The sequence below is a fragment of the Caballeronia sp. INDeC2 genome, from assembly GCF_023631325.1.
In the GTDB taxonomy this organism is placed as follows: Bacteria; Pseudomonadota; Gammaproteobacteria; order Burkholderiales; family Burkholderiaceae; genus Caballeronia.
On sequence record NZ_JALQDG010000049.1, the window covers coordinates 139,947 to 152,537 of the forward strand.

Sequence of the window (12,591 nt, forward strand, 5' to 3'; positions counted from 1 at the left end):
GCCGGTCTGACCGCCATTGTATGCGTGTGCCGGGCGCGCGTGTGATGGACCGTATCGCTCGCATTTTCGTGCCCGAATCGAACAGGGTATACCGCTACGAATACGTCCTTGACGGGGTTATATCGGCTTTCTAATATTCCACATCACAGCACTGGTCCGACCAGTCGGAACAGTTGCTCGGGTCCTGAGACATTACACGAGGAGACGGTCGTGTCGAGATTTCTAAATTCGTTGTTCGGCAGGGTAATGATTGCGCTGGTTATCGGCATCGTGGTGGGCGCGCTGTTTCCGCAGTTCGGTCAATCGTTGCGGCCGTTGGGCGACGGCTTTCTGAAGCTCATCAAGATGGTGATCGGGCCGATCGTGTTCTGCGTCGTGGTGAGCGGCATGGCGAGCGCGGGCGATCTGAAGAAGGTCGGGCGCGTCGGGCTGAAGGCGGTCGTGTACTTCGAGATCATGACCACGCTCGCGCTCGTGATCGGCGCGGTCCTCGCGTGGATCACGCGGCCCGGCGTCGGCATGAACATCGATCTGCATACGCTCAACGCCGCGTCGCTCGCCACCTACACCGAGCATGCGAAGAGTCTCAAGGACACCGCCGGCTTTCTGCTGAAGATCATCCCCGACACCGCCGTCGATGCGTTCGCGAAAGGCGACATCCTGCAAGTGCTGGTGTTCGCGGTGCTGTTCGGCTCGGCGCTCTCGATGCTCGGCGACAAGGCCCAGCGCGTGACGGTGTTCATCGACGAACTCTCGAACGTCTTCTTTCGCATCATGGGGTTCATCATCAAGCTCGCGCCGCTCGGCGTGCTCGGTGCGATCGCGTTCACGACCGGCCAGTACGGCGTCGCGTCGCTGAAGCAACTGGGCCTGCTCGTGCTCGTGTTCTACGCGAGCTGCTTCCTGTTCGTGTTCGTCGTGCTGGCGGTGGTGATGCGGCTTGCGGGCTTTTCCATCTTCAAGCTGGTGCGTTACCTGCGCGAGGAACTGTCGATCGTGCTCGGCACCGCTTCGTCGGACGCCGTGCTGCCGCAGGTCATGCGCAAGCTCGAATGGATGGGCGTGAAGGATTCGACCGTCGGCCTCGTGATTCCGACCGGCTACTCGTTCAACCTCGACGGCTTCTCGATCTATCTCACGCTCGCGGTGATCTTCATCGCGCAGGCGACCAACACGCCGCTGTCGCTGCATGACCTGATCGTCGTCGTGCTCGTGTCGCTGGTGACCTCGAAGGGCGCGCACGGCATTCCGGGCTCGGCCATCGTGATTCTCGCCGCGACGCTCTCCGCGATCCCCGCGATCCCCGTGCTCGGCCTCGTGCTGATCCTGCCGGTGGACTGGTTCGTGGGTATCGCGCGCGCGGTGACGAACCTGATCGGCAACTGCGTGGCGACAGTGATCGTCGCGGTGTGGGAAAACGACATCGACCGGGTGCGCGCCAAGCGCGTGCTCGACCAGGACGCCGAATACCGCTTCGTGCCGGCCGCTCCCGGACTGGAACACGGCGCGGCTCACGATCATGACCACGCGCACGCAGTCTGATCCCGATAACCACCCCTGAGAGACACGCAAAATGGCAAACCCGATTCTGCCCGACGACGCTCCCGCTTTCGCCCGCCGCTACATGAGCCTCGCGGACCCGCGGCTCGGCGCGCAGGCGCTCTTCGCCACCGACGAATTCTTCGCGCCGAAGGACCGCATGCTGGAGCCGCAGCCGGCCGTGTTCATCCCCGGCAAATACGACGAGCACGGCAAGTGGATGGACGGCTGGGAAACGCGCCGCAAGCGCACGACGGGCTATGACTTCTGCATCGTCAAGCTGGCGCGCGCGGGCGTGATTTACGGCATCGATATCGATACGAGTCACTTCACCGGCAACTTCCCGCCGGCGGCGTCGATCGATGCTTGTTACAGCGAAAGCGCGAATCCGCAAGACGATGGCGACTGGCGCGAGATCGTTCCGTCGACGACCTTGCAGGGCAATCATCATCACTATCTGGAGATCGCCGATACGCGCGCCTACACGCATCTGCGCGTGAATATCTATCCCGATGGCGGCATTGCGCGGCTGCGTGTCTACGGTCAGCCGAAGACCGATTTCTCGCGCGTCGAGCGCGGCACGCTGCTCGATCTCGCGGCGATCGAAAACGGCGCGTATCTCGTCGCGGCGAACAATCAGCACTTCGGGCCGGCGTCGCAAATGCTCATGCCGGGACGCGGCGTGAACATGGGCGACGGCTGGGAAACCCGGCGACGACGCGAGCCCGGCAACGACTGGGCGATCGTCGCGCTGGCCAATCCCGGCGTGATCCGCGCGATCGAAGTGGACACCGCGCACTTCAAGGGCAACTATCCCGACCGCTGCTCGCTGCAGGCGGCGCGCGTGGAAGGCGGCACGGACGAATCGCTCGTCACGCAGGCCATGTTCTGGCCGGTGCTGCTCGGCGAGCAGAAGCTCGCGATGGACAGCGTGCATCGCTTCGAGAAGGAACTCGCCGCGCTCGGTCCCGTGACGCACGTGCGCTTCAACATCTATCCCGATGGCGGCGTGTCGCGGCTGCGCATCTTCGGAGAGATCGAATGAAAACGCTGACGCTGGAACCGCTCACGCGCGAGGCCTTCGCGCCGTTCGGCGATGTCATCGAACTGGAAGGCGCGCGTCATTTTCCGATCAACGCGGGCACGACCGAGCGCTTTCACGATCTCGCGAACGTGGAGATCGGTTTCGAGAGCGGCGGGCGGCCGCTCATCAATGTGTTTCGCGGACAGCCGCGCCCGCAGCCGGTCGCGATCTCGATGATGGAACGTCATCCGCTCGGCAGCCAAGCGTTCGTGCCGCTCGCGGACGTGCGCTATCTGGTGGTCGTCGCACCCGCGGGCGAGTTCGATGCCGCCGGCCTGCGCGCGTTTTACGCGCGCGGCTGGCAAGGCGTGAACTATGCACGCGGCGTGTGGCATCACCCACTGATCGTGCTTGACAAGGTGGCGGATTTCATCGTCGTGGATCGCGGCGGCGAACAGCCAAACTGCGACGTCGTAACGCTATCGGAGGCATTCGCGCTCTTAGAGCGTCAGAAATTTCCGCGTGGCGTCGAATCAGATGCGCGCGTCCGCTAGAAATGAGTTAGCCCGCTACAGAAATATGGGCGTGGTGGCATGTAGGTAAAGCGCGCATCACTGAACACCCTGAAAAAGCTGATGTCCACGGCAGCAAGCGAGACGGGCGGGTCCGCTGTAAAAGAAGCCGACTCGCGCGGTCAATCCACAGAGGTTTGACACCCTTCCTGCAGTAAGATTTGCCGTCGGCAATTTTCCCGGCAACGCCCGCCAGCAACAAAGGGGGAACATGGAGGACTCCGATGGCCAACGCGTCTTATATGCACCCGCTTTGACCGTTTTTTAAACTGATCAGAGTTCGGCTGAACCGAGCACGACTAAGGAGAGTTTGATGGATGGTTTAGGCGGATTGAATCAGACGCCAAACGGGGTCATCGTTGGGTTGCTGCAACTTTCTAAGGCTGACGTCACAACTTCGGACGACTTGCGTCATTCTGCCAATAGGCTGGCGTCATTTGTTCACGACGTAAAACGAGGGCGTCCAAATGTCGACATTATCGTCTTCCCCGAGTACTCCCTCAACGGTGCGTCGAAGAGTTTGAGCGCGGAGCTTCAATGTTCATTAGATGGCCCTGAGATCGGCGTGCTTCGAGATGCTTGTTTGAAGGCGAACGTATGGGCATGCTTCTCGTTCATGGAACTTAATCCGGGCGGCAACCCTTTCAACTCGGCGATTTTGGTAAGCAATGAAGGACAAATCTCCTTGCATTACCGCAAGCTTCACCCGTGGGTTCCGGCAGAGCCATGGGCGCCGGGTGATTTAGGCATTCCAGTGTGCGAAGGACCCAAGGGTTGCAAAATTGCCGTGGTCATCTGCCACGATGGGATGTTTCCCGAGGTTGCTCGTGAGTCAGCATACAAAGGGGCTGAGTTACTGATTCGGATCGCAGGTTATTCTTCGTCTCTGCGTCATCAATGGCATCTCACTGCGCAAGCCGATGCATTTTGCAACCTCATGTACACGGCAAGCGTTTGCGGAAGCTCCGCTTCGGGGCCCTTCGGTGGAATGGGTCAGGCCATTGTCGTCGGCTTCGATGGTGTACCAATCCGCTATGGCAGCGACAAGGAAAATGAACTGGTGACTGCTGAAATTCGGCCAGATTTAGTACGCGAAGCACGCCGTACGTGGGGTGCGGAAAACAATATCTACCAACTTGCTCACAGGGGGTACGTAGCGGTTAGCGGTGGCGTCAGCGACTGTCCCTATACCTACATGCAAGACCTGGTCGGAGGACGGTACAAGCTGCCTTGGGAAGATGAAGTCATCGTAAAAGGTGGAGCATCGTCCGACACCCCTCTCCCAGACGTGGATGAAAATGCCGCGCTGATCATCGAAGCTACTAACGAAAATTTGCCGTGTACTCCGAATTGGTCACCCTTAGAAGCGCAGTGTGCTTCGGCACCGCGCGAGGACAAGCCGCTTCCGGTGGTCAGTGAGGCGACTAGCTACGCCGAAGCTGGAGGGAACCTTCCGCCCGCGCCTACCGCACCTGCTTGCAGTTCCTAGACGCGCCGTTGGCTAGTGTGGTTGCAGCGGCATTCGAGCGAATGCTTCGGAAAAACCAGTAAAAGAGGTCAAGATGCGATCGCTTAGCACGTTGCTGAAGTACCGACGGTTCATGTCATCGCGGAAGTGCCCTGATGCGCTGATATTAGGCTCTCACTTGGCCATTGAAGATCATGCGCGGCGCCGACACGTTCACCGAGAGTCTGTTTTGCCCGCGAAAGTTGGACGACTTCGTCTCGAAGTCGCATCCGTTGCGCTCGATCCGCGTGATGGCGAACGAAGCGCTGGCGAAGATGGTTCGACTGTTCGCCGGGATGTATGAAGCGCACACGAAGGGCGGGCGGCCGAGCATCGCGCCCGAGAAGTTGCTGCGAGCCATGCTGATCCAGATCCTCCACAGCGTCCGCTCGGAGCGGCAACTGATGGAGCAGGTTCAATATAACCTGCTTTTTCGCTGGTTCATCGGCCTGGAAATGGATGACGAGGTGTCGGTGCCCACGGTCTTCACGAAGAATGACGAGCGATTGATCAAGCACCATGCAATCGTCGAATTCTTCAACGAAGTGGTGGCCCTCGCCGAGAAGAAGGATCTGCTCTCGGGCGAGCACTTCAGATGGTATGGACGCCTCCCGCCCGAGTTGGCGGGCCCCCTCCAGAAACGCGATGGGAACGCGCGTTTGGCCAGGCATAAAATGCTCCTGTGGAGGTTGCATCCCATCATCCAACGGAGGTCCCACCATGAATGGCACCACGTACGCCGTCGATACGGCCAAGAATGTAATGCAGTTGCACTGGGTCGACGTCGAGACCGGCGAGATCCACCGCAAGAGACTCAGCAGGGCGAAATTCCTGGAGTTCTTCGCACGGTTGCAGCCCGTCCGCGTAGCCGTGGAGGCCTGCGGGGGAGCTCTTCATTGGGCACGTGCGTTGACCCCCATGGGGCATGCCGTCGAGTTACTGCCCGCTGGCCAGATCCGCGCCTTCGTCCGAGGCAATAAGGACGACATGGCCGACGCCCGCGCGTCCAGCCGCGCTACGGATGCTTGAGCAACAACGCGCGGACATCGATGCGAGACTGCCGCCGCTAATGATGAGGCTGTTGACTGAGCAACTGAGATCGCTGCGCGAAATCGACCACGACATCGAAGTGCTCGATGAGGAGATCGCCTCCGTGCAGCACAGCGTGGGGGCAGCGCAAACATTGCGAGAAGTGCCCGGAATCGGTGTGCTAGGCGCCACGGCGCTTGCGGCGGTATTGGGCAATGCAAGCGCGTGGCGCAATGGCCGCGATTTCGCCGCGAGCTTTGGACTGTGCCCCCGCCATACTGGTACCGGCGGCAAGGTGAAGATGGGCGGCATTAGCCGGCGCGGGGATCCCTATCTACGCACGTTGCTCATCGCTGGTGCGCGAGCTGTTGTAGCCAGAAAGAACTGTTCATCGTGGGTGCAGGCGTTGCTATCGCGAAGGCCAACAAACGTGGCCGTCGTTGCGCTGGCCAATAAACTGGCGCGAACGGCCTGGGCTTTGATCGCCCATAACAGACGCTATGACGTGCAATGGCATCCGATCGCGCCTGCATGCCAACCCGACGTCAAGCCCGCAGCGGCGGCATAGGCCGCTGTGTGCAAGCACCGGGAGCGTCCACCCTCATGAACAACGAACGCGTCAAGCGCTGAACCGACGAACCGAGTGTGCGAGTGCAGTTGAGGAAATGATGGCAAGCGGTCAAGACCGTGGGTCGGCAAAGCCACGTCCACGCTTAGGCGCGCCATGTGCGCAGCCCGTACTTTAGGTAGGCACCGACCTCGCGAATGACCATCATAGCCAGCAGGCGGACGAGCTCCGGACTGCATGAACAGGCCGGATATAGTGGAATGGCCTCGTCCCACCTTCGGTGGATGAACGCTAACGATCTCCATCAAAGTGCATGGCAGTATGAACACTCCCTGATCCACGAATGAGCGGAGGCCGTCATGAGCGTCGCGTTGCTGAGCATCGATCTAGCCAAGAACATCTTCCAGCTGTACGGCGTTGACGAGCGCGGCCATCCGGTATTGAGCCGGCGAGTCAGCCGCAACAGGCTCCTGGAAGCGGTTATCTGCCTGCCGTGCTGCCGCATTGTGATGGAAGCTTGTGGTGGAGCGCACTACTGGGCTCGGCGGTTCACCGCGATGGGGCATCAGGTCCAGATCATCGCCCCGCGATTCGTCAAGCCGTTCGTCAAATCCCAGAAGAATGATCGAAATGACGCGGAAGCGATTGTTGAAGCCGCATCTCGTCCGACGATGCGCTACGTTGCAGTCAACAGCGTTGAGCAGCAAGACATCCAGTCCATGCACCGCATCCGCAGTCTTCTGATGCGAGACCGCATCGCGCAGATCAATCAGATTCGAGGCTTGCTGACTGAATACGGCGTGGTTATTGCGCAGACACCTCTCAAAGTGCGGACGCAACTTCCCACGATTATCGATGACGAGCACAACGAGCTGACAGGACTGACCCGAACAATGATGCGTGACATGTACGAGCGACTTGCCTTGCTCGATAAGCAGATCGCGAGGTATGACAGTCTGATCCAGCAAGCGCACAAGGCATCGCCCATAAGCAAGCGCCTCGAGAAGATCCGTGGTGTCGGACCGATGATCGCAACCGGCGTCATTGCCGCGGCCGGCAGTGCCTCCGAGTTCTCAAACGGTCGGCAGTTTGCAGCGTGGCTTGGCCTGACACCACGTCAACACTCGTCAGGCGGCAGAGATCGTCTGTTCGGTATTACGAAGCGTGGTAACGGGTATCTGCGGATGCTGCTGGTACATGGTGCGCGATCGGTTGTCCAGCAAGCCGTAAGGCATACGGACAAACTCTCCCGATGGATACTCGAGGTTCAGGCGCGTCGCGGAACAAATGTCGCTGTCGTCGCACTCGCGAACAAGATTGCCAGAACGATCTGGGTGTTGCTCGCACGTGGTCAGGAGTACGCGCCGCCGGTATGAGCGGAATCCCGATCACATACTTTGTCGCTGCTTTACCTCTTCATCGGTTGCACAAGGGATTTGATTCAATGGCAAAACAGGTCGGACCGTCGACGACAGAACCTGCGCGGACTTAGGGCTTTCGAAGCCGTGGATATATGAAGGAGTCGTCGGGCGAAATCCATTGGGGCCAGGCACAACCGTGCCATCAACAGGCCGAATGTATATATGCAATCCAGCACCTGCTCGCTGTGGATCAGATCATTTGGCAAACGGGACGAGGCCATGTATAAGTCCGCAGTTGATCCGCTACCAGAATTTCCAAAACTTCCTTGCCACAAGGGAGGCGTCCATATAAGGGTTCTTCGTAGATATCCCTGCGTTGCTCTTGGATTGGAATTCTCACGGAAATATTGCCTGTGGATTTCGGAGTAAATATGCGCTTTTGAGGCCGTCTCATCGATGAGAGTATTTTTCCTGCTCTCAGACGTCAGCTAGTGTAGCGTCTATGGTCTCCATTTTAAACGCGGTCCAGCTGCTCCGGTATACCTCTGTGGTTTGACCCACTTTACATTTGCGGGTTGCGAGCATATCGTCGGAAATTGCTGTCAGTCCCGTCAGAGCCCGAGACAATCGTCTTCCGGCGTGGAGGACCTAGAGGCTCCATGTCAACGAATAAGTGCTTTGCAGCGTTGCCGACCATCGGATGGGCAAGACGCTTATCACTCGACAGATAATTGCAGTCACACTGGATTGCGGGGCGTTTACTGGCCAGGCTCACTTGGCGGGGTAATTTAGACGCTATTCCCGCCTCGACGATCGTACGGGACCCATGCATTCCGTCTTGAAATGCGCTTGCATAGTCCGGTAGCTTAATCGCGGCCGGGCCGCCGGGCCGCCGATTGACGCTGTGTCCCAATCGCGAGCGCAAATCGCCATTTCCGACGACCTCGACGCTAGAAAAAGCCATAATTGTTTGACTCGGCCTCTGGAGGCCAGTCAGCGTTGACTATGGCGGACCCGATCATCCCGAGTGTATTTGCTTCAAAATGGAGACTGTTTGCTAGGATAGCGCCATGAGCGACTGCAAACAACTTGACCTAAAACGAACGTTGCACGACGACCGCGGGCCACTCGCACCGCTGCGGCCTGACCGTTCCCCGGTTAGCCATCATGCCGCAGAAGCCTTACAACAACTAATTCTCGACGGCGCGCTGCGTGCGGGCCAACGTCTCCCGTCGCAGCGAGATCTTGCGAACGAATTAGGCATAAGTCGAAATTCTCTGCGGGAGGCACTGACAGCACTTGAGACGCTCGGATACCTGCGGATCGTGCCAGGACGCGGCGTCTTCGTTCTGTCAGACGAAGAGCGTCACCGCTATACGAAGCGCAACGGGCAGTCTTCCGGCAAATATGGATTGAAGGAGATCTATCAATACCGTTACGCCACGGAAGGGATGGCAGCGATGCTGCTTGCGACTGTCGTGACAAGTGGGCAGATTTCAGAGTTACGGGCGCTTGTCAGTAAAATGCGCGCTGCGGGTGCTCAACAAAACATGTTCAACTTCAGCGAGTATTCAATCGAATTCTATCTGTCGATAGTCCGATGGTCTGGGAATGGCGTTGCAATTGATGCAGCGGAACGATTGAAGTCGGAGATTGAGCGGAGTTGTCAAGCGGCTTTTTCCGACCATCGATTTGACTCGATCATCGGTTCGATGGAAGAGGTCGAGTCGATTATTAGCGCCCTCGCTGACCACGATCCGATCGAGACTCGTCGAGCGGTTGAATCACATATTCGTTACTCAGCTGAGCGGGCCGGAATTTCGATAGAATTAATGGATAAAAGCTAGGAGGTGAGAAATGCTCCAACATCGGTTGCAAATTCGACCACTGACAGATGACGGTTTTGCGCCATTTGGGGAAGTAATATCGCGAGATGGAAAACAAAGCTTTCGGTTGAATGAGGGGATGGCCAAGCGATTTCACGATTTGGCGAACATTGACGTTAACAGAGAAAGCGGGCGTCCCGCCGTCAGCATTCTGCACGCGCGCCCGAACCAGTTTCCGTTAGTGATAAAATTCGTTCAGCAGTTCGTGCTTTCTAGTCAAGCTTTTATACCTTTAACCGAGAGTCCATTTATCACCGTCGTTGCCGTCGACAAATATGATGGCACGCCAGGAGAACTAAAAGCGTTTATCAGCGATGGAAAGCAAGGGATAAATTATAGAATAGGTGTCTGGCATCATACGTTGATTGTGCCTGATAAAGATGCTGAATTTCTTGTAATTGATCGCGCCGGCCCCGGAAGAAATTGCAACGAATTTTGGTTTGACGAGAGGGATCGGCCGATTTTGACGCGTTAGCGCTTTTGTGACCCTAGGTTAGGAGCGAGCCGAAATGTGCCGTGTTTATTGAAGAACAATGTCGCTGCGTCGGCGCGCGAGAACAAGAAAAATTCATCTGAGATGCGGTATAAAATTTGCATCTCAGACGAGCCAAAATGGGTGAGGTTTCGGTGATAGGGAAAGTTGGCTGCGCAGCCAGACATAAGAAACTAGCCCAGCGCTTAAGCCCTGCGTTCAAGAGAGCTCATGTCGATCTCTTTAGCCTGAAAAATATCCTCTCCGTTCAAAACCCTGCGAGCTCTCGCGAGATCAAGTTGTCCTTCCCAAGCGCCGATCGCGACGGCACCCACGCAGTTTCCAATCAAGTTGAGTGCGACCCGGAAAAATCCCATAAGCTTGTCCACCGACAAAATCAGTGCTATGCCAATAACGGGTATGGATGGAATAGCAGTCAGTGTCGCGGCGAGAACGACAGTAGCCGACCCTGGAATTCCGTGGGCGCCTTTCGAAGTTAGTAGCGACACTGCCAAGATAAGAGCGAGCGTTCCGCTATCTAAAGGCGTGTTCGTAGCTTGCGCAATAAATATTGTTGCGCAGGTTAGCCAAATCGAGAAGCCGTCCAAATTGAACGTGTAACCGGTGGGAATCACCAATCCGACGGTGGTCTCTTTTATTCCAAGGTGCTGCAATTTTGCCATGACCATCGGCATAACAGCATCGGACGAGCTTGAGCCAAGTGCAATCAACACCTCGCTCTTTAGATAGATAATGAACTTTAAGAGATTTAGGCCGCAGATTCTCATTACAAGACCTAGGACCACAAAGAGGAACAACGCACATGCAGCATAATACGTCAACACAAGTTGTCCTAATTGCTGAATCGTGCCAAATCCGAAGTTCCCGACGGTAAATGCGACCGCACCAAACACGCCCAACGGCGAAAGTCGAACAATAAGCCCTACGATACGAAAAAGTACATCGGAAACGCTTTCAATCAACGCCCCAACAGGTCGGCCTTTCTTCCCCGTTAATTGAATTGCGCATCCGAAGAGGACCGCGAGAAGTAATACTTGTAAAATATCGCCTTTTGCGAATGCCGAAAGAAACGTCGACGGAATGATGTTGAGCAAGAATCCTTTAACATCCGTTGCATGCGATACATTGCCGACGAAACTTTGGATTGATCTGGGGTCTAGCCTCGAAAGATCAACATTCATCCCAGTTCCCGGCTTAAGCTGGAAGGTGACGACTACGCCAATCAACAAGGCGATCGTTGTAATTGCTTCGAAATAGAGAATGGTTTTAAGCGCTACTCTCCCCGCCGTTTTTAGGTCACCCGCATGTAGGATTCCGTTGATGACGAAGCAGAAGACAATAGGAGCCAACATCATTTTAATAAGCTTGATGAATCCTTCCGCGAGTGGGAGCAGATGCACTGCGGCGCCGGGCCAAAGAAAGCCGAGCAACGCGCCTCCAATAAAACCCAGTAACACTTGAACGTGTAACTTCTTGAGGTATTTAAGCACGATTCTCTCGCTATAACAGTTCGTATTTCATTGTGGGCTAACCACGAAGAGTTGAGGGTTGATGCCTTTTTTATTTGGGGTCCTCGCGTTCTGGCATTAATTTTTCAACGTCGAGGGAGGTCACGATGAGCGCGCCCGCACTTCGCGTTCCGTTCACGAAAGAACTGGCGCGCTATTCTGTCCTCCGCTTGAACTGCGCGTTCCCGATTCCGCTACGCTGATGGGAAATGGCATTCCCGTTTGGCGTATCGGCTTAGAAGGTGATATCTCGGTTCACATTCTTGTAAAGCAAATAACTGGCTTTCGACCAACCAGTTGCGTAGAAAAATTGCGGGCAAAACGGTGCCATATAAATGAAGTCCTGCGCCCAACACTCATGCCAATCATTTTGAAGCAAATACATGCCTTGGCCTTCGAGCATATACAACCCATGTTCCATAACATGCGTTTCTACCATCGGAAAGTAGTTTCCCGGCTCGAAACTCAGGATATTGATAGCGAAGTCGAACGCCGGATTCTCGTCAGGCAGAAGATGTTGCCATGTACGCCCCTTAGTGTGTTTGTTGACTTTTTCTATGTTGCCTTCATGCGAAACAAACGGCTCTGCTGCTGAAACACCTTCTAATCGTTCATAGGGCTTTTTGATCCAGATGACGTTGGATGCATCGGTTTCCGGGTTATACAGGCGAACGCCTGTGCCCGCGGAAGCGTAGGCGAACGAGCCTGGTTTCAGTAGGTGTTCTTGGCCACTGATTTCCAAAGTTGGGTTACCCGAAACAACATAAAAAAATGATTGCATGCCGTCATTCCGCTCATGGGCCATGCCCCCACCACTCTGAATTTCTAGGAGAAGCTGGGCAAATTTAGCGCCCAAGCCAGGCGTGGCTTGCACGCTGACGGTGGTCTTGTCAATCCCCGGGATTCGGCTTTCAAGAATCCCTTCGGGCGGCATGACTGCGTAGTGGCTCGTCACTGCGGCGCGATGGTGCGCGAAAACGCCGGCGGGCAGAATCTGCTTCTTCGTCATTCTTAATCCTTTACAAGTAGATTGGGTTTGGGCTTTTGCCTGACTTATTGATTTCGAGTGGTGCCAACGAAGCGGTACGCCTTGGGGCGCAGCAC

9 protein-coding genes and 2 pseudogenes are annotated in these 12,591 nt (G+C 56.4%); 9 read left to right on the forward strand and 2 right to left on the reverse strand.

Features of this window, described 5'->3' with window-relative positions:
• The first annotated feature begins 210 nt into the window (after positions 1 to 210).
• The 9 genes and pseudogenes from NCS28_RS31845 (at position 211) to NCS28_RS31885 (ending at position 9,961) form a co-directional block, all read left to right on the forward strand.
• Positions 211 to 1,542, forward strand: coding sequence for a C4-dicarboxylate transporter DctA (locus tag NCS28_RS31845; RefSeq protein ID WP_250517760.1), 1,332 nt, complete (start codon positions 211 to 213; stop codon positions 1,540 to 1,542).
• 31 nt (positions 1,543 to 1,573) lie between these two features.
• On the forward strand, positions 1,574 to 2,584 hold the full coding sequence (gene alc, locus NCS28_RS31850) for an allantoicase (protein ID WP_250517761.1): 1,011 nt from the start codon (positions 1,574 to 1,576) through the stop codon (positions 2,582 to 2,584).
• The gene (locus NCS28_RS31855) at positions 2,581 to 3,117 is read left to right on the forward strand and encodes an ureidoglycolate lyase (RefSeq protein WP_250517762.1); all 537 of its coding nucleotides are present in this window, start codon (positions 2,581 to 2,583) and stop codon (positions 3,115 to 3,117) included. Before alc ends, NCS28_RS31855 begins: the two co-directional genes overlap by 4 nt.
• Before the next feature lie 331 nt (positions 3,118 to 3,448).
• On the forward strand, positions 3,449 to 4,624 hold the full coding sequence (locus NCS28_RS31860) for a formamidase (protein WP_250517763.1): 1,176 nt from the start codon (positions 3,449 to 3,451) through the stop codon (positions 4,622 to 4,624).
• Between the two features lie 173 nt (positions 4,625 to 4,797).
• Positions 4,798 to 5,271: pseudogene (locus tag NCS28_RS31865) on the forward strand (transposase); the annotation flags it as partial.
• A 91-nt stretch (positions 5,272 to 5,362) separates the two neighbouring features.
• A pseudogene (locus NCS28_RS31870) lies at positions 5,363 to 6,239 on the forward strand (IS110 family RNA-guided transposase).
• 359 nt (positions 6,240 to 6,598) lie between these two features.
• The gene (locus NCS28_RS31875; RefSeq protein WP_250517764.1) at positions 6,599 to 7,615 is read left to right on the forward strand and encodes an IS110 family RNA-guided transposase; all 1,017 of its coding nucleotides are present in this window, start codon (positions 6,599 to 6,601) and stop codon (positions 7,613 to 7,615) included.
• Between the two features lie 1,055 nt (positions 7,616 to 8,670).
• On the forward strand, positions 8,671 to 9,447 hold the full coding sequence (locus NCS28_RS31880; protein ID WP_250517765.1) for a FadR/GntR family transcriptional regulator: 777 nt from the start codon (positions 8,671 to 8,673) through the stop codon (positions 9,445 to 9,447).
• A gap of 10 nt (positions 9,448 to 9,457) precedes the next feature.
• Entirely contained in the window at positions 9,458 to 9,961 is a 504-nt protein-coding gene (locus NCS28_RS31885) for an ureidoglycolate lyase (RefSeq protein WP_250517766.1), read from the forward strand.
• A 203-nt stretch (positions 9,962 to 10,164) separates the two neighbouring features.
• On the opposite strand, the gene dctA is transcribed toward NCS28_RS31885, so the two are convergent.
• Both dctA and allE read right to left on the reverse strand, forming a co-directional pair.
• Positions 10,165 to 11,469 (reverse strand): C4-dicarboxylate transporter DctA, encoded by a 1,305-nt coding sequence (gene dctA / locus NCS28_RS31890; protein ID WP_250517767.1) that lies wholly within the window; start codon positions 11,467 to 11,469, stop codon positions 10,165 to 10,167.
• A gap of 253 nt (positions 11,470 to 11,722) precedes the next feature.
• Complete coding sequence (gene allE, locus NCS28_RS31895; protein ID WP_250517768.1) at positions 11,723 to 12,496, reverse strand: (S)-ureidoglycine aminohydrolase; 774 nt, start codon at positions 12,494 to 12,496, stop codon at positions 11,723 to 11,725.
• Positions 12,497 to 12,591: the final 95 nt, after the last annotated feature.

Bases quoted from the DNA above. Each gene is read 5' to 3' on its own strand.
- NCS28_RS31885 (WP_250517766.1), top strand. From the start codon at position 9,458: ATGCTCCAACATCGGTTGCAAATTCGACCACTGACAGATGACGGTTTT.
- NCS28_RS31880 (WP_250517765.1), top strand. From the start codon at position 8,671: ATGAGCGACTGCAAACAACTTGACCTAAAACGAACGTTGCACGACGAC.
- allE (WP_250517768.1), bottom strand. From the start codon at position 12,496: ATGACGAAGAAGCAGATTCTGCCCGCCGGCGTTTTCGCGCACCATCGC.
- NCS28_RS31855 (WP_250517762.1), top strand. From the start codon at position 2,581: ATGAAAACGCTGACGCTGGAACCGCTCACGCGCGAGGCCTTCGCGCCG.
- NCS28_RS31875 (WP_250517764.1), top strand. From the start codon at position 6,599: ATGAGCGTCGCGTTGCTGAGCATCGATCTAGCCAAGAACATCTTCCAG.
- NCS28_RS31860 (WP_250517763.1), top strand. From the start codon at position 3,449: ATGGATGGTTTAGGCGGATTGAATCAGACGCCAAACGGGGTCATCGTT.
- alc (WP_250517761.1), top strand. From the start codon at position 1,574: ATGGCAAACCCGATTCTGCCCGACGACGCTCCCGCTTTCGCCCGCCGC.